At 35.5% G+C, this 25,114-nt stretch carries 20 protein-coding genes and 1 other annotated feature; of the genes, 18 read left to right on the forward strand and 2 right to left on the reverse strand.

From position 1 onward, the window contains the following. Positions 1-12: 12 nt before the first annotated feature. Positions 13-274 (forward strand) — a binding site (T-box leader). Positions 275-341: 67 nt separating this feature from the next. From BX659_RS09120 to BX659_RS09135, 4 genes are all read left to right on the forward strand, one after another. After that, a complete protein-coding gene (locus BX659_RS09120; RefSeq protein WP_097018235.1) occupies positions 342-3,008 on the forward strand; it encodes a valine--tRNA ligase in 2,667 nt (888 codons plus the stop codon). Between the two features lie 211 nt (positions 3,009-3,219). Further along, a complete protein-coding gene (locus tag BX659_RS09125; protein ID WP_097018236.1) occupies positions 3,220-4,782 on the forward strand; it encodes a methyl-accepting chemotaxis protein in 1,563 nt (520 codons plus the stop codon). Between the two features lie 310 nt (positions 4,783-5,092). After that, complete coding sequence (gene typA / locus BX659_RS09130) at positions 5,093-6,901, forward strand: translational GTPase TypA (protein WP_097018237.1); 1,809 nt, start codon at positions 5,093-5,095, stop codon at positions 6,899-6,901. A gap of 109 nt (positions 6,902-7,010) precedes the next feature. Continuing rightward, complete coding sequence (locus BX659_RS09135) at positions 7,011-8,177, forward strand: pyridoxal phosphate-dependent aminotransferase (RefSeq protein ID WP_097018238.1); 1,167 nt, start codon at positions 7,011-7,013, stop codon at positions 8,175-8,177. 33 nt (positions 8,178-8,210) lie between these two features. On the opposite strand, the gene BX659_RS09140 is transcribed toward BX659_RS09135, so the two are convergent. Beyond that, entirely contained in the window at positions 8,211-8,684 is a 474-nt protein-coding gene (locus BX659_RS09140) for a hypothetical protein (RefSeq protein ID WP_097018239.1), read from the reverse strand. A gap of 1 nt (position 8,685) precedes the next feature. Further along, positions 8,686-8,997 carry a YtrH family sporulation protein gene (locus BX659_RS09145; protein ID WP_097018240.1) on the reverse strand — a complete coding sequence of 104 codons (312 nt, stop codon included), beginning with the start codon at positions 8,995-8,997 and terminating at the stop codon, positions 8,686-8,688. A 483-nt stretch (positions 8,998-9,480) separates the two neighbouring features. Here BX659_RS09145 and BX659_RS09150 point away from each other — a divergent pair, with 483 nt between their 5' ends. The 14 genes from BX659_RS09150 to trpA all read left to right on the forward strand — a co-directional run bounded on the left by BX659_RS09150 (position 9,481) and on the right by trpA (position 25,046). Beyond that, on the forward strand, positions 9,481-12,906 hold the full coding sequence (locus BX659_RS09150) for a DNA polymerase III subunit alpha (RefSeq protein ID WP_097018241.1): 3,426 nt from the start codon (positions 9,481-9,483) through the stop codon (positions 12,904-12,906). 110 nt (positions 12,907-13,016) lie between these two features. Next, the gene (locus BX659_RS09155; protein WP_097018242.1) at positions 13,017-13,511 is read left to right on the forward strand and encodes a phosphatidylglycerophosphatase A family protein; all 495 of its coding nucleotides are present in this window, start codon (positions 13,017-13,019) and stop codon (positions 13,509-13,511) included. A 181-nt stretch (positions 13,512-13,692) separates the two neighbouring features. Continuing rightward, complete coding sequence (locus BX659_RS09160) at positions 13,693-14,658, forward strand: DapH/DapD/GlmU-related protein (RefSeq protein WP_097018243.1); 966 nt, start codon at positions 13,693-13,695, stop codon at positions 14,656-14,658. A 119-nt stretch (positions 14,659-14,777) separates the two neighbouring features. Then, positions 14,778-15,539, forward strand: coding sequence for a DUF368 domain-containing protein (locus BX659_RS09165; RefSeq protein ID WP_097018244.1), 762 nt, complete (start codon positions 14,778-14,780; stop codon positions 15,537-15,539). A 115-nt stretch (positions 15,540-15,654) separates the two neighbouring features. After that, positions 15,655-15,876 carry a trp RNA-binding attenuation protein MtrB gene (gene mtrB / locus BX659_RS09170; RefSeq protein WP_068719247.1) on the forward strand — a complete coding sequence of 74 codons (222 nt, stop codon included), beginning with the start codon at positions 15,655-15,657 and terminating at the stop codon, positions 15,874-15,876. A gap of 295 nt (positions 15,877-16,171) precedes the next feature. Continuing rightward, positions 16,172-17,650 (forward strand): anthranilate synthase component I, encoded by a 1,479-nt coding sequence (trpE, locus tag BX659_RS09175; RefSeq protein WP_097018245.1) that lies wholly within the window; start codon positions 16,172-16,174, stop codon positions 17,648-17,650. Then, on the forward strand, positions 17,650-18,225 hold the full coding sequence (locus tag BX659_RS09180) for an anthranilate synthase component II (RefSeq protein WP_097018246.1): 576 nt from the start codon (positions 17,650-17,652) through the stop codon (positions 18,223-18,225). Before trpE ends, BX659_RS09180 begins: the two co-directional genes overlap by 1 nt. An 84-nt stretch (positions 18,226-18,309) precedes the next feature. Continuing rightward, positions 18,310-19,335 (forward strand): anthranilate phosphoribosyltransferase, encoded by a 1,026-nt coding sequence (trpD, locus tag BX659_RS09185; protein ID WP_097018247.1) that lies wholly within the window; start codon positions 18,310-18,312, stop codon positions 19,333-19,335. Position 19,336: 1 nt separating this feature from the next. Further along, positions 19,337-20,107, forward strand: coding sequence for an indole-3-glycerol phosphate synthase TrpC (gene trpC, locus BX659_RS09190; protein ID WP_097018248.1), 771 nt, complete (start codon positions 19,337-19,339; stop codon positions 20,105-20,107). After that, positions 20,104-20,709 (forward strand): phosphoribosylanthranilate isomerase, encoded by a 606-nt coding sequence (locus BX659_RS09195; RefSeq protein WP_097018249.1) that lies wholly within the window; start codon positions 20,104-20,106, stop codon positions 20,707-20,709. The genes trpC and BX659_RS09195 overlap by 4 nt, the downstream gene beginning before the upstream one ends. A gap of 103 nt (positions 20,710-20,812) precedes the next feature. Continuing rightward, positions 20,813-22,006 carry a tryptophan synthase subunit beta gene (trpB, locus tag BX659_RS09200; protein WP_097018250.1) on the forward strand — a complete coding sequence of 398 codons (1,194 nt, stop codon included), beginning with the start codon at positions 20,813-20,815 and terminating at the stop codon, positions 22,004-22,006. A 7-nt stretch (positions 22,007-22,013) separates the two neighbouring features. Further along, positions 22,014-22,700: an SAM-dependent methyltransferase gene (locus BX659_RS09205; protein ID WP_097018299.1), complete on the forward strand. Its 687-nt coding sequence runs from the start codon at positions 22,014-22,016 to the stop codon at positions 22,698-22,700. Positions 22,701-23,002: 302 nt separating this feature from the next. After that, positions 23,003-24,202 (forward strand): tryptophan synthase subunit beta, encoded by a 1,200-nt coding sequence (gene trpB, locus BX659_RS09210; protein ID WP_097018251.1) that lies wholly within the window; start codon positions 23,003-23,005, stop codon positions 24,200-24,202. A 40-nt stretch (positions 24,203-24,242) separates the two neighbouring features. Beyond that, positions 24,243-25,046 (forward strand): tryptophan synthase subunit alpha, encoded by an 804-nt coding sequence (gene trpA, locus BX659_RS09215; protein WP_097018252.1) that lies wholly within the window; start codon positions 24,243-24,245, stop codon positions 25,044-25,046. Positions 25,047-25,114: the final 68 nt, after the last annotated feature.

The following is a 25,114-nucleotide window of genomic DNA, read 5'->3' on the forward strand; positions in this document are numbered from 1 at the left end:
TTAAATAGATTATCAAAAGCAATGAAGGAGAGGAGTAGGTTAATCCCTCCCTAACAGAGATAAATACCCTTAGGCTGGAAGGTATTTTTAGGGATATTAGCTGAAGTAGCTCTTGAGCTGTTAAGCTGAAAATTCAGTAGGCTTAATCGGAAGCTAGCCGTTATCTAGTATCAGGTTCATTAGAACAGTTATTTATTCTTACATATACCTGAAGTGAGTGCTAAGCTAGAAATAAGGTGGTACCGCGGAAGATAGAGACTCTTTCGTCCTTAATTTAAGGATGGAGGGGTCTTTTTATCTATAATTATTAAAATATTTCAATAAATAAAGGAAGTGAGATTATGAGTGAAGAGAAGAAGAATTTATCAACAACCTATGATCCTAGTCAAGTAGAAGAGAAATGGTATGAATATTGGAATTCCCAAGGTTATTTCCATGCAGAACCGAATGCTGAGAAGGAGTCTTTTACAATTATGATGCCTCCTCCAAATGTAACTGGTCAATTACATATCGGTCATGCCTTAGATATGACTTTCCAAGATATCTTAACTAGATGGAAGAGAATGCAAGGCTATGAAGCTTTATGGGTGCCAGGAACCGACCATGCTAGTATCGCTACTGAGGTTAAGGTAGTTAAGAAGATGAAAGAAGAGGAAGGTTTAAATAAAGAGGACGTTGGTCGTGATGGATTTTTAGAGAGAGCTTGGAAATGGAAAGAGGAGTATGGTGGACGAATTACTAAACAGCTTAAAAAGTTAGGTGTCTCTTGTGATTGGCAGAGAGAGAGATTTACCATGGATGAAGGATGTAATGAGGCTGTCAAAGAAGCCTTTGTTCAATTATATGAGAAAGGTTTAATCTATCAAGGAGATTATATAGTCAACTGGTGTCCAGAGTGTAAGACTACTCTATCGGATATAGAGGTAGAACATGAGGACAAGCCAGGTAAACTATATCATATTAGATATAATCTTAAGGATAGTGATGATTATATTGTAGTAGCTACTACCCGTCCAGAGACATTGCTTGGAGATACAGGGGTAGCAGTAAATCCTGATGATGAACGTTATCAAGATATAATCGGTAAACAGGTTATTGTACCAGTAGTCAATCGGGAGATTGAGATAGTAGCTGATGATTATGTAGACTCTGAATTTGGTACAGGTCTAGTTAAGGTAACTCCTGCCCATGACCCTAATGACTTTGAAATCGGTGAACGCCATGATTTAGAGATTATCAAAGTAATTGGTGATGATGCAGTGATGACCAAAGCAGCAGCAAAATATGAAGGCTTAGATCGTTATGAATGTAGAACCCAGTTAATTGATGATTTGAAATCTGCAGGATTAATTGAGAAGATAGAGGAGCATGACCATTCTGTTGGACAATGCTATCGTTGTGATACTACTATTGAACCATTAGTATCTAAGCAATGGTTTGTAGCTATGGACAAGCTAGCTAAGCCTGCTATTGAGGCGGTTAAAGATGGTGATATTAATTTTGTTCCAGATAGATTCTCTAAAGTGTACTTCAACTGGATGGAGAATATCAGAGATTGGTGTATCTCTCGCCAACTATGGTGGGGTCATCAGATTCCAGTCTGGTATTGCCAAGACTGTGATGAGGTAATTGTAAGAACAAAAGAGCCAGCAAAATGTCCAAAGTGTGCTAGCACTAATCTAAAGCAGGATGAAGATGTACTAGATACTTGGTTTAGCTCAGGACTATGGCCTTTCTCTACTCTAGGGTGGCCTGACAATAAAGAGGATGTAGATTACTTCTATCCAACTGATGTACTAGTAACTGGTAGAGATATCATCTTCTTCTGGGTAGCTAGAATGATCTTTATGGCATTAGAGTGTAAAGGTGAGATACCATTTAAGGATATTTATATTCATGGACTTGTTAGAGACTCTGAAGGTCGTAAGATGAGTAAGTCTTTAGGAAATGGTGTAGATCCAATTGAGGTAATTGAAGAATTTGGTACAGATACTTTAAGATTCAGTTTGATTACTGGAAATACTCCAGGTAATGATATTAGATATCGCCCCGAAAGAGTAGAATCAAGCCGTAACTTTGCTAATAAACTATGGAATGCTTCCCGCTTTGTATTGATGAACCTAGAAGATTTTGACTTAGAAGCGATAGATTATGGAGAGCTAAATTATACTTTAGCAGATCAATGGATTCTAAGTAGACTGAATAAGAAGATAAATCAAGTAACTGAATTATTGGAAGAGTATCAATTTGGTCAAGCAACTCAAGAGTTATATGACTTTGTGTGGAGAGAGTTCTGTGATTGGTATATCGAATTGGTTAAACCTAGATTATATCAACAAGAGAATTCAGTTGACCGTCAGACTGCTCAGTACGTAACTTGGTTTACCTTAGATAATATCTTGAGATTATTACATCCATTTATGCCCTTTATTACTGAGGAGATTTGGCAACATGTAACTGCTAAAGAAGAAGAGAGCTTGATGGTCTCTCATTGGCCAGAAGCTGATAGCTTAGTTACAAATAATCAAGCAGAGTCTAAAATGGAGTTAGTGATGGATATAATTCGTAGTATCAGAAATATCAGAAATGAGATGAAGGTCAATCCAGGTAGAAAGATTACAGCCATTTTAAGCTCTGAAGTTGAGGGTAAGTTAGCGGTAGTAGAAGAAGGAAAGGATTATATTGCTGATCTGGCTAATATTGAAGAGCTAACTATCAGTAAGGAAGTAGCTGCTCGACCAGAACAGGCGTCTACTGCAATTACTAGTGAGATTGAGATTATCTTACCCCTTGCTGGTATGGTAGATATAGAGAAGGAGATTGCTCGTTTAGAGGATGAGATTAAGAAGATGGAAGCTGAGATTAAACGTGCTACAGGTAAGTTATCTAATCCAGGATTTGTGAATAATGCCCCAGATCATCTGGTGGAAGAAGAGAGAAGAAAGAAAGAAGAATATAGTGCTAAAAAGGTACAGTTAGAAGAGACCTTAGCAAGCTTAAAAGGATAATTAATTAGCCAGATACTAAGGGTAGTCCCTAACATGGGCTACCTTTTTTCATTAGTATACAAAGATTAAAACTAGAGGATTAATGTATTTATCTGTAAGATTAACTAATAATCAAGTCAGACATCGTATAATTTATTGTATAATTGACAAATTTTTGTTATAATTTTTAATAATATAGGATGAATTAGAGGAGAATGTGAGGAGTGGGAAGATGTTAAAGCAGATATCATTAAAATTTAAATTAAACTTTATTGTTGGATTATCAATGCTGATATTAGCTATTGCTGTTTTAGTCGGTGTAGATATGGTAGTTAGTAAACAGGTCTCAGTACAATTTGTTAAAAGGGAGCTTAAGATGGCATATGAAATCCTTGATGTTAAGTATCCAGGAAAATGGCATAAAGAAGGTAAAAATTTATATAAAGGTGATCTTTTAATAAATGATAATAATGAGGTTGTTGATTATATTGCAAAGATGACTGGTGGTACAGTAACTGTCTTTGCTGATAACCTTAGAGTTGCTACTAATGTAAAGAAAGAAGATGGTTCTAGAGCTGTTAAAACTGAGGTTTCCAAGAAAGTAGCTGCTCAAGTATTAAAAGATGGCACAAATTATTATGGTAAAGCAGAAGTGGTAGGTAACAGCTATTATACTGCTTACACACCTATTTATGATAGTCAGGGTGAGATTATAGGAATCTGGTACATAGGAGCGCCTAATCATTTAGTCAATCCAGTAATTAAGAGGATATTCTGGTGGATTTTTGGAATATTTATTATCAGTCAAATTATTATCCAGTCTTTATTAATTATCCCCTTTAATAAGCTATTATTTAACCCCTTAGATCAGGTTATAACAATGACTAAGAAGATAGCCAATGGAGATTTAAGGGTTAAGCTTAATGTAGATAGGGAGGATGAAATAGGTCAATTACTAGATAGTGTCAATAAAATGAGTCATAGTTTAAAAGAGATTGTAAGTGAAATATTGGAGGATATAGAGCATCTGTCTGCATATAGTCAGGAGTTATATGCAGTAGCTGAGGAGGGGGATGCTACTATTGATATTACCCATAGCAACTTAGAGAAGATAAATGCAGGAATAGAACAGATGTCTGCTAGTAGTCAGGAAGTAAGTGGTTTAGCTCAAAAGGCAAGTACTCAAACTGATATAGGTAATGAGAATATAACTAATGCAGTAAATAATATCAAAGAGATCAATAGTTCAGTACATAAATCCGTAGAAGTAATTGGAGATTTAGAGAAGAAATCTAAGGAGATAGGGCAAATAGTAGAATTGATTACTAATATTGCTGATCAGACCAATTTATTAGCACTCAATGCTGCAATTGAAGCAGCACGAGCTGGTGAATATGGACAAGGCTTTGCTGTAGTTGCTGATGAGATTAGAGAGCTGGCTGAAGAGACTGCTAAGGCTACTGATGAAATCGTCACTATAGTCAAAGAGACCCAGGATAAATCTAAGGTAGGATTAGAGGTAGTTAAAGAGGTAGAGGCTAAGGCAGAGAAAGGCAAGACGGTAATAGAAGAGACTGGTAATATCTTTGCTTTAATTAGGAACTTGGTAGATAATACTGCTAACCAGATAAGTCAAGCTACAGTGGTAACAGAACAATTAGCAGTTAATAGTGATGAAGTAATAGGTGCTTCTAGAAATGTAGCTCATATGTCTAATGAAATGACCAATTCTGCCCAAGAGCTATCAGATATGGCTCAAAAATTACAATTGATGATGAAGCGGTTCCAGTTTTAAAGCATATTGCTTGAAATTAAAAAGACATCCGTACGGATGTCTTTTTAATTTGTTTTGTCTGATCAATATTGTTTTATTTTATCAAAGTTGAATAGAATTAGATCTTTTTCTAATTTAGAATGATTATAATTATCAGTAAAATTTTGTAGTTGAGCAAATTTCTTTAAGAATAATTTCTTTTAACTCCAATTATTATTGACAATTATCGTCAGATATTATAATCTAAGCATAGTATAATTTCTTTAATGAAAATTACAATTTAAGGAAAAATAGATTAGTGTAATCTGCTTTTATACCCAAGGAGGAAAAGATGAAAAGAAGAGATGATATTAGAAATATAGCAATTATTGCTCATGTTGACCATGGTAAGACTACTTTAGTAGATGGAATGTTAAAGCAAAGTGGAATCTTCCATGCTAAACAAGAAGTTGAAGAGAGAGTAATGGATAGTAATGATTTAGAGAAAGAGCGAGGAATTACTATTCTAGCCAAAAATACTGCTATCAAGTATAAAGATACTAAGATTAATATTGTTGATACTCCAGGTCATGCTGATTTTGGAGGAGAGGTAGAGCGTATCTTAAAGATGGTTGATGGAGTATTGTTAATTGTTGATGCTTTTGAGGGTCCAATGCCTCAAACTAAGTTTGTGTTAACTAAAGCGTTAGAGTTAGATTTGACACCAATTGTGGTAATCAATAAGGTTGACCGTCCTGACTCACGACCACAGGTTGTAGAGGATATGGTCTTAGATTTATTTATTGAGTTAGGTGCCAGTGAAGAGCAGATTGAATTTCCAGTAGTTTATGCATCGGCTTTAGAAGGTTTTGCTAAGACAGATTTGGATGAGGATAGTGATAATTTAGAACCTTTATTTAAGTCTGTTATTGAGCATATTCCAGCTCCTTATGGGGAGATAGAGGCACCATTTCAAATGATAGTTACTACTATTGAATATAATGATTATGTAGGAAGAATGGCTATTGGTAAGGTCAATCGAGGAGAGGTTAAAAGAGGTGAAAAGGTAGCTGTCTGTAAGCAGGATGAGAGTATAGAGTATAAGAATATCACTAAAATCTTTACCTACCAAGGCTTAGGTAAGGAAGAGGTTGAAAGTGCTAAGATGGGTGATATCATTGCTCTTGCTGGAACTGAGGATATCAATATTGGTGAGACCATTGCTGATGCTGAAAATCCAGAGGCTTTACCTTTTATTACTATAGAAGAGCCGACTGTAACTATGACCTTTACCACCAATGATAGTCCTTTATCTGGGCAAGAAGGAGATTATGTTACTTCTCGCCAACTAAAGGATAGATTATTAAAGGAATTAGAGAAGAATGTGGCCTTAAGAGTAGAGGAGCTAAGCCCTGATACCTTTAAAGTCTCAGGTAGAGGTGAGCTACACTTATCTATCTTAATTGAGACGATGCGACGTGAAGGCTATGAGTTGCAAGTATCTAAGCCAGAAGCTATCATTAAAGAAGTAGATGGTCAAAAGATGGAACCGATTGAAGAGGTTACTATCGATGTACCGGAAGAGTTTATGGGTACTATCATTGAAGAGCTAGGCAAGCGTAAAGGTGAAATGAAGAATATGACTCACTTAAGCCAAACTAGAATTAGGTTGACCTTTGAAATCCCTGCTCGTGGGTTGATTGGTTTTAGGTCTGAATTCTTGACTAAAACCAAAGGTGAAGGGATTTTAAATAGTACTTTCTCCCACTATGATAATTATCGTGGAGATATGAATACTCGTAGAAATGGTTCGATAGTAGCTGATAGAGCAGGAGAGGCAACTCGTTATGGAATCTTTAATGCTCAAGATAGAGGTACTATCTTTGTGGATCCAGGAACTAAGATTTATGCAGGAATGATCGTGGGTTCAAACTCTAGAGAGCAGGATTTAGATGTGAATATCTGCAAAGAGAAGAAGCTTGATAATATGAGGTCCTCTGGTTCTGATGATGCAATTATGCTGACACCAGCTACCAAGTTTACTTTAGAGGAAGCTTTGGAGTATATTACAAGTGCAGAGCTTGTTGAGGTTACTCCAATTAACATTAGATTGAGAAAGAAGATTTTGGATAAGAAAAAGCGTATTAAATCTGGTAAGTAGTGAGTCTGATATATTATGCAGGGGTAGATTCTATTTACCCTTGCTCTAATAAAGATATTATTTTCACATAAGAATATAAGTAGTGAAGGATTGAGGAGGAATAAATTAAATGAAATTATCAGCACGTGTTCAAGGAATTGCAAACTCTCCTACATTAGCAATTACTGCTAAGGCAAAGGCTTTAAAGGAAGCTGGGAGAGAGATTATCAGTTTAGGAGCAGGGGAACCTGACTTTAAAACTCCTGCACATGTGAAAGAAGCTGCTATTAAAGCTATTGAAGAAGGCTTTACTACATATACTGCTACTGTAGGTATTCAAGAGTTGAGGGAGGCAATCTGTAGTAGTTGTAAGATTGAGAGAGGATTAGAGTATACCACTGATCAAGTAATAGTTTCTAGTGGAGCAAAAAGTTCATTGTTCAATGCTATTCAAGCACTGATAGATGAAGGGGATGAAGTGATCTTACCTGCTCCTTTCTGGGTGAGTTATCCTGAACAGATTAAGTTTGCTGGAGGAAAGACTGTAATAGTTGAGACTTCTGAAGAGAATGACTTTAAGATGACTGCTGAAGGATTTAAATCTGCAATTACCGCTAAGACTAAATTAGTAATTATCAATAGTCCATCTAATCCTACAGGCTCTGTCTATACTAAAGATGAGTTAGCAGAGATTGCTCAAATAGCTGTGGAGAATGATATTTTCATAATCTCTGATGAGATCTATCGGAAGGTAAGTTACACTAAAGAGGTAGTCAGCATTGCTACTTTGGGTGAAGAGGTAAAGAAGCGGACTATTATTATTGATGGTGTCTCTAAGGCTTATGCGATGACTGGCTGGAGAATAGGTTATGCTATTGGACCTAAAGAGATTATTCAAGCTATGGGTAGGTTACAAAGCCATAGTACCTCTAATGCCAATTCAATTGCTCAAAAGGCTAGTTTAGCTGCTATTGGTGGGACTCAAGAACCTACATATAAGATGGTAGAGGCTTTTAAAGCAAGAAGGGATATCATTACTGATGGAATAAATAATATCGAAGGTTTAAAAGTTAATAAACCAGAAGGTTCCTTCTATATCTTTGTGAATGTAAAAGGTTTATTAGGAGAAAAGATTAAAGATGATTATCAATTGGTAGAGCTATTGCTAGAAGAGGCTGGAGTAGCTACAGTACCAGGTTCAGCTTTTGGGATGGCTGGTTATATTAGATTATCTTATGCTACTAGTGAAGCTGAAATTAATGAAGCAATTAAGAGAATTGCTAAATTTGTAGGTTAATATACTTGTAGGGAGCATGGGAAATCATGCTCCCTATTTCTTTTCAATTATCTTAAAGGATATAGTTGTATCAGGCTGAATTACAATCCAGAGAAAATCTAGTTTATAACTCTTCTTTTCTACTATAATTATTCTACCATCAAGAGTTTGAGCTAATAATTTACCATCTATCTTTGAGATATCTCTACCTATTAAGCTCTTTAATATTTCAAAGATATCTTTTTTCAGTTCCTGTTTAACATGCTTATCCATCTTATTTTCTATCTCTATAGTTAAATCTTGAATTACCTTCTTCCGTTCTTCTGCTAAGCTCTCTTCTAGTTTATCTAAGGTAGTCTGTTGACTCTCTATTTTAGATAATAGCTCCTCTTTTTCAAAGATAAGTTGGTCTAGCTGGGGTCCAACCAATAAGTTAAGTATAGTTATCCCGACAATTATTCCTAAAAGAAAAGCCGCAAATAGACGTAAAATATCATCCTTGGTTAAAGTTAGGAAGTTAAAGCTCAATTTAATTTCCTCCAGTTAAAACAGAGATGATCCAGATACCTAATTGTGCTCCTAGAAAGGCTACAGTTAAAATGATAAACTGCTTGAATATCACAATCACCTTCCCCTCAAAGACCCCACCTTCAATCATCCTTAAATAAGAGAAACTTCCGCCCATAGCTGTGACTACAGCCCAAAGTTTAATCTCTTGTGCTAGCTGTGACATTACTTTGATAGGTGATTGCTTGGCTAAAGTAGCTCCTATACTCCCTAATATAGACCCACCAAGTACAACCCCTAAAGATACAAAAAAGACTAAGATTAACCTTTCCATTTTATCACCCACAGTAATTTAGTTGTTAGTTGATAATCTAAAATTAATAATTCTGGTCAATAAGCTTTCTGATTAGAAAGTACAATTAGATTAAGCTTAAGATTAAGGATAAGTAAATTTGTAAAAGTAAAATAAATACTCTGTTTTAACTCAAGCTTATACTTAGCTTAGACTAAAATTATATAAATTGAGTTTGCTGTATAGAGTTTTTTATAGAAGTCGTAAAAAGATATAAGTTCTAATAGGTTAAAATACAAACCGTACAATATATTTATTTTACGTATAAATTAATTATACCATATCTATTAATAAGGAGGATAAAAGGAGGTCAATCGGGAAATAATAAAGTATTAGATTTTTAGAAATTTTCATAGCATCATTAAAATATCGATGGAGTTTATTATTTAGAATAAGAAATATATTGTGAATCTTTTCGGTTTAAAATCTTTCAATTATCAATTTTAATTTAAGGAGGTGTAATCTATGGGAAAATTTATTCATCTACATTTGCATACAGAGTATAGTTTATTAGATGGTGCTGTTAGAATCAAGGATTTAGTTAGGAAGGCAAAACAGCACAATATGCCTGCTGTTGCTATGACCGATCATGGAGTAATGTATGGGGCAGTAGATTTTTATCGGCAGGCAAAAAAAGAGGGGATTAAGCCGATTATTGGTTGTGAGGTCTATGTTGCTGATAACCATCTGAAGAAGGATATCAATAATAGAAAACTAGCCCATCTAGTCTTATTGGCTGAAAATAATCAAGGCTATCAAAACTTACTGAAGTTAGTTTCTTTGTCTTTTTTACAGGGATTTTATTATAAACCTAGAGTTGATAAGAACTTATTACGTGATTATAGTGAAGGGATTATCTGTTTAAGTAGCTGTCTAGCAGGAGAGCTAGCTACTTTAGTAAGGAATAATCAGCAGGAAAGAGCCAAGGAAGTGGCATTACAATATCAGCGAATCTTTGGAGAAGGAAACTTCTTCTTAGAGCTACAAGATCATGGCTTAGCTGATCAGCATTTAGCAAATAAAGGATTGATAGAGCTAAGCCAAGAGTTAGAGATTCCTCTGGTGGCAACTAATGATGTCCATTATCTAGATCAGGAGGATAATAAGGTACATGATCTGCTCTTATGTATTCAGACAGGTAAGGATGTTGACGATAAAAATAGAATGAAGTTTCCTAATGACCAATTCTACTTTAAATCAGCTGAAGAGATGTCTGAAATCTTTAAGGATTATCCAGCGGCTATTGAGAATACAGTCAAGATTGCTAAGCGTTGTAATGTAGAGCTGGACTTTGACCAAATTCTCTTACCCCATTATCAAGTACCGGAAGGAGAGAGTTTAGAGTCTTATTTACGCAAGCTGGTTTATGAAGGTGTAGAGGATAAGTATGATGAACTAACAGCAGAGATTGAAGAGAGGTTAGAATATGAATTAGGTGTAATCAATCAGATGGGTTATCCTGCTTATTTCTTGATTGTCAGAGATTTTATCAAGTATGCTAAGGATAATGAGATTATTGTAGGTCCTGGGAGAGGAAGTGCTGCTTCAAGTATAGTCTCTTATCTACTTGACATTACAGAGATTGATCCATTAGAATATAATCTATTATTTGAAAGGTTTTTAAACCCTGCTCGCATTTCAATGCCAGATATTGACATTGACTTCTGTTACGAGCGGCGTGATGAAGTAATAGATTATGTAGTCAAAAAATATAGGCAAGATAGGGTAGCCCAGATTATTACCTTTGGAACGATGGCAGCTAAGGGGGCTATACGCGATATCTCTAGAGCCTTAGGAGTATCCTATGATAAAGGTGATAAGGTGGCTAAGGCTATTCCTAATTCTTTAGGAATTACAATTGAACAAGCATTAAATGAGTCAGAAGAGCTGAAGAACTTATATCATAAAGACTATCAGGTCAAAGAGATCATAGATTACTCTAGAAAGATTGAGGGCTTAACCCGCCATGCCTCTACTCATGCAGCTGGAGTAATCATCACTAAAGATGATATTACCAATTATACGCCTCTTTATCAGAGTAAGGGTGAGGTTACTACCCAATATCCAATGGGAGATTTGGAGGCTTTGGGTCTATTGAAGATGGACTTTCTAGGCTTAAGAACATTGACAGTAATTAATAAAACCTTAGCTTTGATTAAGGAGACTCAAGGGGTAGAGTTGGAATTATCAGAGATTCCTTTGGATGATAATAAGGTATTTGAGATGTTAAGTACTGGTGATAGTCTCGGGGTATTTCAGTTAGAGAGTGATGGGATGAGGCGGTTAATCGCCAAATTAGAACCTGAGGAGATTGAGGATATCATCGCTTTACTGGCGTTATATCGACCAGGACCTCTAGGAAGTGGGATGGTAGATGACTATATTGCTAGACGCCATGGTAAACAAGAGGTTGAATATCCTCATGATGACTTAAAAGAGATATTAGAGCCAACCTATGGAGTTATCCTATATCAAGAGCAGGTAATGCAGATTGCCCAAAAGATTGCAGGATATTCTCTTGGGGAAGCAGATTTACTCAGAAGAGCTATGGGCAAAAAAAAGCCTGAAGAGATGAAGAAACATTATGAGATATTTATCAATGGTAATGATACTGTAGATGGAGCTATCAATCGAGGATATAGCCAAGAGTTAGCTGAAGAACTATTTGAGTTGATTGAATATTTTAGTGGTTATGGCTTTAATAAGGCCCATAGTACAGCCTATGCGTATATCTCATATCAGACAGCTTATTTTAAGACCCATTCCCCTGTAGAATTTATGGCTGCTTTAATGACTAGTGTGATTGGTAATAGTGATAAGATAGCAGAGTATATTTCAGAGTTAGAGACAATGGGGATAGAGATTCTTCCACCAGATGTTAATTACAGTAGGGTTGAGTTTACTGTAGAGGAAGAAAAGATTCGTTTTGGACTAGCAGGGATTAAAAATGTGGGTTCAAAGGCTATTGAGGCAATTATTGAAGCAAGAGAAGAGAAGAAGTTTGAAGATTTAAAGGATTTTTGTGAGCGGGTTAATCTATCTAGAGTCAATCATCGAGTGATAGAGAGTTTGATTAAGGCAGGTGCTTTTGATTCTTTGGATTTATATCGCTCTCAGCTTTTAGATATATTAGATGATGTCTTTACTCAAGCACAGCAGGTACAGAAACAAAAAAGTAATGGGCAGACCAGTTTTTTTGATATATTTAATGAGGATGAATTTATGGATGATGGAATAAAGGTGCCTGAAATAGAGGAGTTTGATTCAAGAAGGCTATTAGCCCTAGAAAAAGAGATGTTAGGATTTTATCTAACAGGACATCCTATTAAGGGTTATCTACCAAAGATTAAAGCCAAGAGGACTTTAGATAGTAGAAAATCTGGAAAATTTAAAGAAAAGGTTATCCTAGGAGGATTAATCACTGCTAATCGCGAAATATTAACTAAGAATCATAAGAAAATGTCTTTTGTAACTTTGGAAGATGAATTTGGAGAGGTTGAAGTAATTGTCTTTCCAAATATTTATGAAAATTATCAAGAGTTTCTTTTAGAGGATGAGGTTATCCTAGTTGAGGGTAAGTTGAATGAAGAAGGTAAGGTTATTGCCAGTAGATTAGGTGGTATAGAAGATGATTTTTCTCAAAAGCAGAGCAATGCTACTAAGGAGAAAATTCTTCATATTCAATTAAAAACTTTGGATTTAGAAATATTAGATAATCTAAAGAATATACTATTAGGGTATCAAGGGGATAGCAAAGTTTATCTTCATCTACTTATTCAGACTAAGAGAGTAATTGTCAAATTATCTTCTGACTATGATGTTAAGATAAATCAGAAGCTAGAGAAGCAGTTAGGACAATTAGAGATAAGATATTCTATTACTAATGATTGAGTAAAGATGGCTGCTAATCCAATAATAAATAAACTAAATTTATAAAAAGTATAACAAATTTAAATCTAGCACCATATAATATATGTATAAATTAAAGAGGGGGAGAATATATGAAAGATATAATTATTGAAAAATTAAGAGAAAGAGGAGTTCAAATACAAGAGATTGCAGAAATTGTCTATGCCTTACAAAAGCCTTATAGTGATACTTTGAATATAGAAGAATGTTTGGAGTCAGTTGATAGAGTTTTAGAAAAGCGTGAGGTACAATATACCTTATTAACAGGAATAGCTTTAGATAAATTAACAGAAGAGGGTAAGGTAGAAGAGCCTCTAGCTAGTATTATTAAAAGGGATGAGCCCTTATATGGAGTTGATGAGAGTTTGGCTTTAGCTATCGCTAATATCTATGGAACTATCGGTTTTACTAGCTTTGGATACTTAGATAAGAATAAATTTGGAGCAATGAAAAGACTAGATACAAGCAAGGATAAAGTTAATACCTTTTTGGATGATTTAGTAGCAGGTATTGCTTCAGCAGCATCAGCTAGAATTGCCCATCAAAAGAGAAATGAGCAAGAGGAAGCAGAAAGAGAAGTATCATAATAATTAAAAGTGTACAAGTGATGATTAGTAATAGGATTATAAGTTTGAGATTAAGGTTGAGCTTAAGACTTATTATATTCAGCCTAAAATAATACAAACTAAATTTATCATAATGTAGATTATTTAATTTAATTGTATATTATCAGTTGTAAATTTTGAATTGCTTGAAGGGAGTGGGGAGATGGATTATTATCAGATTATTGCTACAGTTAGGGGAACAATAAGTTATCGTTTAAGGCATATATTCAATTACCACAAGCTCGATTATTCGATTAAAGTAGTTAAGCAGAGTGATGGTCGTAAGTTAGAGTTTGCTACGATTGTGCCTAAAGAGCAGAAGGAAGAAATATTAAAGCTGATTAGGGAAAGTAGCCTTGATCCAGTGATTGCAATCACTCCAGTATTAGAGTATAATAATCCAATTAAAGATAAGCTGGTCAGAGATATTACTCTAGCTCCCACTGCTAGTGTTAGTTCATTATCAGAGCTTTATGATGGTGTAGAGATAGGTGCTTTGAGCCGGATTGTGGGCAATGCTATCTTGCAAGAGGATGTTAAGATTGGAGAAGGAACCTTTATAGGTAGTGGTGTAGTTGTCAGAGGTCATACAGTTATCGGGAACAATTGTCATATTGGCACAGGAGCTATTATAGGTAATAATGTTAGCATTGGTGATAATGTAACTATTGAAGAGAATGTGACAATTAGAGCCAATGTATCTATTGGAGATAGTGTTTCCCTTGGAACAGCTGCTAATATTGAGAGTAATGTCCAGATCAAAGATGGTGTCAGAATAGGACCTATGTCTCGGATCTTTAATGTCGGTCGTAAGAGGGCAGAAATAGAGTCTGATGAAGACAGACAAGTTATTTATACTATTATAGATTCAGGAACCTTTATTGGTAGTGGAGCTATTGTAGGGGGAAAGATCGGTTCTAAAGTTATGATTGGGTCTAATGCTGTTGTCCATACAGCCACAGTCTGTGATGGTGCAACTGTTGGTTCTGGAGCAACTGTACCCTATGGTAGAGTTATAGAGAAGGGGATTACTGTGATAGGGTCACCTGCCAAACCAATAGAGGAGTATAAAGCTGAAAAACGTTTATTGAAGTTTCTACTTAAGAAGTATAAAGGTGAGCTGAATTAGATATAATCACTAGATATTAAGTCTCCTCAACATGAGGGGATTTAATTTTGTGTTATTTATATTAAATTCTAGCTATAAAATTATAGTATAGAGTTAATGATAAAAATAGAGGTGAAAACATGAATGATTTTTGGCAATTAGTGATCAAGGGAATTCCTATTGGAATCTCAAATACTCTACCAGGGATTAGTGGTGGAACCATAGCTTTAATCTTGAATATATATGAGAGATTGATCAATGGTATTAAGAGGATTAATCTTAAAGTTTTAATACCGATTGGTTTAGGGGCAGTAATAGGGGTTTTATTTGGCTCTAAGGTTATTACGGGTCTGTTAGAAAGTGATTATCGTGGTTTTCTGGTTGCTTTTTTGTTGGGATTAATCTTTGCTTCTAGCAAAGTAACCGTTCAAGAGGTAGAGAAATTTAATTTAAAGACTATTGCTCTGGTACTTTTAGGCTTAATTCTTGCTTATAGATATTCAATAGATATTGATTCGGCAGAAGCCATGCAAGAGGTTAATCTATTTAAGTTCTTCTGGGGGGGAGCTATTGGTAGTGTAGCGATGATATTGCCAGGAGTTAGTGGTGGAACAATCCTTATTATGTTGGGATTATATCAAGGGGTCTTACAGGCGATTACTACTTTAGATTTACCTATAATAATCTCCTTTGGCTTTGGAGTAGTAGCAGGGTTGTTGAGTTTTTCTTGGGTATTATCTTACTTATTGGAACATTATAATTCTTTATTAATGGCATTTTTAACAGGGTTGATTTTGGGATCGATGAGAAGTGTTATTCCAGATCAGATTGGTCTTTTAGAGGTTATAGGATTTGTTTTAGGAGTTTTGTTGATTTGGTGGTTGGATAAAAGAAGGGATTGATTAAAGTCTAGATTTATCATCTGGTAAATATGGTAAATCTTCAATCTAGTATTGACACATCTACTAAATTTGTATATCATAATATTAACTAAGTGTTTTCATTAAGGAGGCAATAATGAATATACCAAAAAGTGAAGAATATATAGTAATTAAAGCCTTAGAGGATGGAGTTACTATTATAGGTTTAACTCGTGGGCAGCAGACTAAATTTCATCATACAGAGAAGTTAGATGCTGGTGAAGTGATGGTTGCTCAATTTACAGAGCATACATCTGCAATTAAGATTAGAGGAAAAGCTGAGCTTATGACAAAGCATGGTAGTGTAGAATCAGAATGAAATAATTGATAATTTACAATGTACAATTAAAAGATTAGTAGAGATTAGATAATAGATGAGATGAGAGAAACTGAATTTAAAACTGAATATGATTAGCTGAGAAGAGTAGAGTTGAGACGAGATGAGTAGAGTGTGAGATTAGCCAAGGGGTAAGTATATCTGTATCTAATTACAGGTATTATTATACATATTCCAAGGTCATCAGACTTTAGTCTGGTGACCTTTTTGTTTATAAATAACATTTTAAAGAGGAGATGAGTTAAGATGAGTAGAGATAAGAAGAAGGTGATATTGAATGTACTATCCAGCTAAGGAAGAATTCTTAAAGCTAAGTGAAGATGCCAATATAATTCCTGTCTATAAAGAGATAGTTGCTGATATGGAGACTCCAGTATCTGCTTTTAAGAAATTGAAGGGGGAGGGTTACTCTTATCTACTAGAAAGTGTAGAACAGGGGCAGAAGATAGGGCGCTATTCCTTTATTGGGATTGATTATCATGCAATAGTCAGCTCCAAGGATGGTCAATTAGTAGTAAAGGATAGCTCTGGCAAGATATTAAAGAGTAAAGATACAGAGAATCCACTCCAAGATTTGAAGGATATTTTATCTAAGTATCAATCGGTAGAGGTTGAAGGCTTGCCCTTATTTTATGGTGGTGCTGTAGGTTATTTAGGTTATGATGTTGTGAAATATTTTGAAAATATCCCTCAAGATAATGAGGATGATCTGGTTTTACCAGAGATGAACTTTATCTTAAGTGATACCTTAGTAATCTTTGACCACCTACATCACAGTATCAAAGTAGTTACTAATGTTAAAGTAAGTGATAACCTTGAAAGTGACTATAGATTAGCTAAAGAGAAGATCGATAAGATAATTACTAAGCTAGATACCCCATTAAAGGAAGAGAGTAGATCAGAAGTTAAAGAAAAAAAATTAAAGTTTAAATCTAATATCAGTAAAGAAGAGTTTATGAAGAATGTAGAGAAAGCTAAAGATTATATTAGAGAAGGGGATATCTTTCAGGTGGTTTTATCACAGAGGTTAGAGGTTCCTATAACTGCAGGGTCCTTTGATATCTATCGCCAGCTAAGAAGGGTCAATCCTTCCCCTTATATGTACTATTTAGACTTTGTAGATTTTGAGATTGTTGGTTCATCACCAGAGCTTCTAGTAAGGGTAGAGGATGGAGTTATTGAGAATAGACCGATTGCTGGAACACGCAAGAGAGGTAAAGACAGTCAAGAGGATAGAGAGCTAGCTCAAGATTTATTAGGTGATGAGAAGGAGCGGGCAGAGCATATTATGCTAGTTGATCTAGGACGTAATGATATTGGAAAGGTTAGCGAGTATGGGAGTGTAGAGGTAAGTAGATTAATGGAGATTGAGTACTATTCCCATGTAATGCATATCGTCTCTGATGTTCAAGGTAAGCTAAAAAATGATGAGGATATCTATTCTGGTTTACAGTCTTGTTTTCCAGCTGGAACCTTATCAGGTGCTCCTAAGATTAGGGCAATGGAGATTATTGATGAGTTAGAGAATACTAGAAGAGGACCTTATGGAGGAAGTATTGGTTACTTTGGTTATTCTGGGAATCTAGATAGCTGTATTACGATTAGGACTATGGTTATTAAAGATAAGAAGGCATATGTTCAGGCAGGTGCTGGTATTGTCGCAGATTCTGACCCAGAATTTGAATATCAAGAGACCTTAAATAAAGCACAGGCATTATTGGAAGCGGTAAGATTGGCTGAAGGGGGTGTCTATTAATGATTTTAGTGATCGATAATTATGATTCCTTTACTTATAACTTGGTACAGTTAATTGGAGAGATGGACCATGAGATTGAAGTTATAAGAAATGACAAGGTTAGTGTGGATAGGATTAGAGAGCTAGCACCTAACAAGATAATTATCTCACCAGGACCAGGTAGACCAGAGGATGCAGGGATATCTTTAGATTTAGTTAAAGAGTTGTCAGGAGAGATACCGATTTTAGGAATTTGCTTAGGTCACCAGACTATGGGGGCAGCCTTTGGAGCTAAGATAATCAAAGCACCAGAACTAATTCATGGGAAGGTATCTAAGATAATTAATAAAGATAAAGGTATTTTAGCAGGAATAGGTGATTTTGAAGCAACTCGTTATCATTCTTTAATTATTGACCGGGGTACTTTAACTAATAACTTTGAAATTACTGCTGAGACTGAAGATGGAATAATCATGGCAATTGAGAATCAAGAGAAGGGTTTATATGGACTACAGTTCCATCCTGAATCGATAATGAGTAAGACAGGTAAGGAGATTGTTAATAATTTTTTAGCGGTGAAGAGTGAAGAGATTTGATAACCATTGTCAGTTGTTTTGTTTTTTTACTAGTTATCCGTCACTAATAACTTGTTACTGAACTTAAAAGGAGGATGAGCAGAGATGAGAAGAGTGATTAATCAGGTGATAAATGGAGAAGATTTATCAATTGAGGAGAGTAGAGAGACGATGGAAGCTATTATGAGTGGTGAAGCTACTGAAGCTCAGATAGCCAGTTTTATTACAGCTTTGAGAATGAAGGGTGAGACCATTGAAGAGATAACAGGGGCAGCCTTGGTGATGAGAGAGAAGTCCTCTAAAATAGAGACTAATCAAGAAGTATTAGTAGATGTCTGTGGTACTGGTGGGGATAAGCTGAATACTTTTAATATCTCAACTACTACAGCCTTTGTGGTGGCAGCAGCAGGTGTAGCTGTGGCTAAGCATGGTAACCGTTCAGTCTCTAGTAAGAGTGGGAGTGCTGATTTGTTAGAGAAATTAGGGGTCAATCTCAATCTTTCGCCAGCTCAAGTAGGAAGTTGCATTGATGAGATTGGGATAGGATTTATGTATGCCCCCGTCTTCCATCAAGCAATGAAGTATGCTATTGGACCAAGAAAAGAGATAGGAGCAAGGACTATCTTTAATCTTTTAGGACCTTTGACCAATCCTGCTCAGGCAGAAGTACAGTTATTAGGAGTTTATAGTCCCGAATTAACAGAACCAATTGCTTATGTATTGAAGAACTTAGGTGTTAAGTCAGCCTTTGTAGTCCATGGAATGCTTGGTTTAGATGAATTATCAACGGTAGGAGAGACTAAGATTAGTCAGCTTAAAGACGAAGAAGTAAAGACTTATAATCTCCATCCAACAGATTTGGGGCTAGAAGAAACTACTATAGAGGAGTTAGCAGGAGGAAATCCTGAAGAGAATGCTAAGATTACTTTAGATATTCTCAAGGGCAAGGTTGATAAGAAGAGGGATATTGTAATCTTAAATGCAGCAGCAGCTTTAGTAGCAGCAGATAAAGCTGAGGGTCTAGCTGAAGGAATAGAGTTGGCTGCTAAAATAATAGATGAAGGTTTGGCTTTGAAGAAGTTAGAGGAGCTAGTGGATGTAACTAACCGATTGGCTAAGGAGGTAAGCTAAATTGATTTTAGATAAGATAGTTGAACATAAAAAATTAGAAGTAGAGCAGCAGAAACAAGAAGTTAGTTTAGCAGAGTTAAAGCAGAAGATTGAGACTTTGGAACATACTAGAGATTTTAAAGGTGCTTTAGAGGCTGAGGGAATGAGCCTGATTGCTGAAATTAAGAAGGCTTCACCATCTAAAGGGGTAATACGGGAAGATTTTAATCCTATTGCTATAGCTAAAGAGTATCAACAGGCAGGGGCTAAAGCATTATCGGTCTTAACTGATGAAAAGTTTTTTCAAGGAAAATTAGACTATTTAACTGGGGTAAAAGCAGAGGTTGATTTACCTTTGTTAAGAAAAGACTTTATCATTGATCCTTATCAGATTTATCAAGCTAGAGCCTGTGGTGCTGATGCTATCTTATTGATTGTAGCTATTTTAAGTAAAGAGCAATTAAAGGATTATTTAGCTTTAGCAAAATCTCTAGGATTGGGTGTTCTGGTAGAGGTTCATAATAGAAAGGAATTGACCCTTGTTTTACAGGAAGATTGTGATATAATTGGAATTAATAATCGAGATTTGAGGGTCTTTGAGGTTGACTTAGCGACAACTTTAGGGTTAAAAAGATCGATTCCTAAAGATAAGGTAGTCATCAGTGAAAGTGGGATTAAGAATAGAAATGATGTAGAACTGCTGGCTGACCATGGGATTGATGGTATTCTAGTAGGAGAGGCACTGATGAGAAGTACTAATATCTCTACTAAGATAGGTGAGCTAGTAGGATGACAAAAGTTAAAATCTGTGGGATTACTAATTTAGATGATGCTAAAGTGGCTGTTGAATATGGGGCAGATTATTTAGGCTTTATCTTTGCTAAGAGTCCTAGAAAGGTCAGTCCTTATAAGGTAAAGGAGATTATTGAGCAGTTACCAGAGGATGTTAAGAAGGTAGGGGTCTTTGCCAATCAGTCTTTAGAAGAGATAGCAGAGGTAATTAGTAGCTGTTCCTTAGATTATTTGCAGCTTCATGGTGATGAGAGTCCAGAATATTGTCAGGAGTTTAACATACCAGTTATTAAGGTTTTTAGAGTCAAAGATGAAAGCTATTTAGAGCAGTTAAAGGAGTATCAGGTTGATAAATATCTACTTGATACCTACCATCCTAATAAGCTGGGGGGAGTAGGTAAAACCTTTAATTGGGAGCTTGCTAAACTGGCTAAAGAATATGGAGAAATTATCATTGCTGGTGGTTTAAATCCTGCCAATGTCAAGCAAGCAATAGACTCAGTCAATCCTTATGGAGTAGATGTTAGTAGTGGAGTTGAAGCCCAAGCTGGAATTAAAGATAAGAAGAGATTAGAAGAGTTTATTAGAAGAGTAAAGAAGTAAGAGTGTGTAGTATGAGTGTGATTTCAAAATAAAACTTTAGATTTGTATTTTAACCCTCACACAGACACTTATAATAAAAAATAATTAGAGGAGATGAGAAGAGATGAGTGTAGAGTTAAAGAGAAGAGGTCAATTTGGTGAATTTGGTGGTAAGTATGTACCAGAGTTGGTGATTTCGGCTTTAGATGAGCTAGATGAGGCTTATGCTAAGTATAAGGATGACCCAGAATTTCAAGAGGAATTGGACTATTATTTAAAGCATTATGTAGGGCGAGCTAATCCATTATATTATGCAGAACTTTTGACTAAAAAATTAGGTGGCGCAAAGGTCTATTTAAAACGTGAAGACCTGAATCATACTGGGGCACATAAGATTAATAATGCCTTAGGTCAGGTTTTATTGGCTAAACGGATGGGTAAGAAGAGAATTATAGCTGAAACAGGGGCAGGACAGCATGGTGTAGCTACGGCTACTGTAGCAGCAATGTTTGGTATGGAATGTGAAGTCTTTATGGGAGCAGAGGATGTAGAGCGTCAAGCCCTGAATGTATTTAGGATGAAACTCTTAGGTGCTAAGGTAACTCCAGTGACAGAAGGGACAGCTACTCTAAGTGATGCTATAGATGTTGCCTTTAGAAACTGGGTAGAGAGAATAGAAGATACCTTCTATTTATTTGGTACAGCAGCAGGTCCTCATCCTTATCCTACAATCGTAAGGGATTTTCAAGCAATAATTGGTCAAGAAGTTAAAGAGCAGATTTTAGAAGCAGAGGATAGGTTACCTGATTATTTAGTGGCTTGTGTTGGTGGAGGAAGTAATGCTATTGGTTTGTTCTATCCATTTGTTGAAGATAAGGATGTTAAGATGATTGGTGTAGAGGCAGCTGGACATGGTGTAGATACTGATAAGCATGCTGCTACCTTAACCAAAGGTACTAAAGGTATCATTCATGGTGTTAAGACCTATGTCTTACAGGATGAATATGGTCAGATTCTTCCAGCATATTCTATTTCCGCAGGGTTAGATTACCCAGGTGTTGGTCCTGAACATAGTTATCTTAGAGATATTAATCGAGCTGAGTATGTCTCAGTTACTGATCAAGAGGCTTTAGAAGCTTTTCAGTTATTGTCTGAATTAGAAGGAATTATTCCAGCTTTAGAAAGCTCTCATGCTGTAGCTTATACTTTAAAGTTGGCAAAAGAACTTAAAGAGGATCAGATTATAGTTGTCAACCTCTCTGGTCGTGGTGACAAAGATGTATATACTGTAGCAGATAATTTAGGAATTGAGTTATAGATGTGTAATGGAAATTAAATATGAATCAGTTGTTCCCTGGGGTAGAACCTTTGAGGAATATGTAGATATGTTTAATTTAACTGAGGTAGATTTGGATAAATCTATCCTAGGCTGTGGAGATGGTCCAGCAAGCTTTAATTATACTATGAAAGAAAAAGGGAAAGAAATAATATCAATTGACCCTATATATCAGTTTACTAATGACGATATTGCAAAGCGAATTGATGAAACCTACCAAGATGTTATCGAGCAGACTGAACAGAATAAGGATAAATTTATTTGGACTACAATAAAAGATGTAGAAGATTTAGGTAGGATTAGAATGTCGGCAATGGAAAAATTCTTAGCAGATTATGATCTAGGAAAGCAAGAAAATAGATATCTTTATGCGATGCTACCAAATCTGCCCTTTGAAGATAAGCAATTTGATTTAGCATTATCATCACATTTTCTATTCTTATATACTGATAATCTATCTCTGGAATTTCATATAGAAGCAATAGATGAGATGCTACGTGTAGCAAGAGAGGTTAGGATATTTCCTTTGTTAGATTTAAATGGGGTAAGATCATTATATGTAGATGAAGTTATCAATAAATATAGTGAAATAGGTTATTCTGTTAATGAAGTTATAGTAGATTATGAGTTCCAAAAAGGTGGAAATACAATGTTAAAGATGGCTCAGAAGAGATAAGAGAACCATAGTATTTAATTATTTGTTATGATGGGGTTTAATTTATTGGAAGATAATCTTGATTTTTTAATGTAGATGATTATAGAGCGAAATTTTGATATGGCGTTGTATAGAGATATTAAGACAGTAATGAGTAATGAGTGACAAGTGATGAGAAGAGCTTCTTACTCGTTATCTGTCACTCGTCACTGATTACTAAAGTGTCGCTATATAACTATTATGTCTCACTTTAGAATTGAATATCTACAATTAAAACTAACACAATATATTAACTTAAAATCAAAATAAGGAGATGAGAAGAGATGAGTGCAGAGTTAAAAGATAATGTTAAAGGATTATTTGGTGAATTTGGTGGTAAGTATGTTCCAGAATTGATTATTCCAGCTTTAGAAGAGCTAGAAGAGGCTTATGATAAATATAAGGATGACCCGGAATTTCAAGAGGAGTTTAACTATTATTTAAAACAGTATGTAGGGCGAGCTAATCCATTATATTATGCAGAGCGTTTAACTAAAAAGCTAGGTGGAGCTAAGATTTACTTAAAGCGTGAAGACTTAAATCATATGGGAGCCCATAAGATCAATAATGCTTTAGGTCAAGTTCTATTAGCTAAAAGAATGGGTAAAAAGAGAGTTATAGCTGAAACGGGAGCAGGGCAGCATGGTGTAGCAACAGCTACTGTAGCCGCAATGTTTGGTATGGAATGCGAAATTTTTATGGGAGCAGAGGATGTTAAGCGTCAAGCTTTAAATGTATTTAGAATGAAGTTGTTAGGTGCTAAAGTAACTTCAGTTACAGATGGTACTCAAACTCTAAGTGATGCAGTAGATGCTGCCTTAAGAAACTGGGTAGAGAGAATTGATGATACCTTTTATCTATTAGGTTCTGCTGTAGGTCCACATCCATATCCAACAATAGTTCGTGATTTCCAATCAATGATTGGTGAAGAGGCTAAAGAGCAGATTCTTGAACAAGAAGGAAGATTACCTGATTATCTAGTAGCCTGTGTTGGTGGAGGAAGTAATGCTATAGGATTATTTTATCCATTTGTTGAAGATAAGGATGTCAAGATGATTGGTGTAGAGGCAGCGGGATTAGGTGTAGATACTGATAAGCATGCTGCAACGATGGCTAAAGGAAGAAAAGGTGTTATCCATGGTTTTAAGACCTATGTACTACAAGATGATAATGGTCAGATTATGCCAGTTCACTCTATCTCAGCAGGATTAGATTATCCAGGTGTAGGACCAGAACATAGTTATCTTAAGGATATTGGCAGAGCAGAATATGTATCAGTTACCGATGATGAAGCTGTCAATGCCTTCCAAGTATTATGTGAAAGTGAAGGAATCATTCCAGCTTTAGAGAGTTCTCATGCAATTGCCCATGTTCTAAAATTGGCTCCGGAATTAGATCAAGATCAAGTTATTATTATGAACCTATCTGGAAGAGGAGATAAGGATGTTTATACCTTAGCAGATAGATTAGGAGTAGAATTATAAAGATTAAATAATAAAAATAATATGTAGGAGTTGACTTATAGTGAGTAGAATTGCTACTACTTTTGCTAGATTGCAGGATCAAGGACAACAAGCCTTTATTCCTTTTTTGATGACCGGTGACCCTACTTTAGAGTTAACTAAAGAGTTGGTCTTGGAGGCTGAAAGAAATGGAGCAGATATAATAGAGTTAGGGATTCCTTTTTCTAATCCTTTGGCAGATGGACCTACTATTCAAAGAGCAGGAAAGAGAAGTTTAGCCCATAGAACTAACTTAAAAGATATTTTTAAGTTAGTTAAAGAGATTAGAACTGAGAGTCAAATTCCAATAGTTTTAATGGGATACTTTAATTCTATCTTTAATTATGGTTTAGAAAGACTAATCAACAGCTGTGAAGAGGTTGGTGTAGATGGTCTGATTATTCCTGACTTGCCGATGGGTGAAGATGAGGAATTAAGAGCTTTAAGTAATGAGGTAGATATTATTTCATTAGTAGCTTTAAATAGTTCTCCAAAGCGAATCAAAGAGTTAGCAGAGAATTCACAAGGATTTATCTATGCAGTGGCTACTTTAGGGACTACAGGAGAGAGAGGAGAGGTCTCTAAAGAGGTAAAGGCAAAAGTAGAAGAGATTAAATCTTTAACTTCTACCCCAGTAGCAGTTGGTTTTGGAATCTCTAAGCCAGAACATGTCAAAGAGGTTGCCTCCTTTGCAGATGGGGCTATTGTTGGTAGTGCTATTATTAAGAGGTTAGAGGATAATTTGGAATTACTTCCAGAGAGTGAAGCTGAGTTCATTAATAGTGTAGGGGAGATTGTTTCAACTTTGACTTCTCCTCTTAATTAATTAAAAGTCTAATTTACTTATATTATTTAAAGGGTAGTCCAATTTGGATTACCCTTTTTAATGAATTT

It is taken from the genome of Orenia metallireducens (assembly GCF_003001995.1).
In the GTDB taxonomy this organism is placed as follows: Bacteria; Bacillota; Halanaerobiia; order Halobacteroidales; family Halobacteroidaceae; genus Orenia; species Orenia metallireducens_B.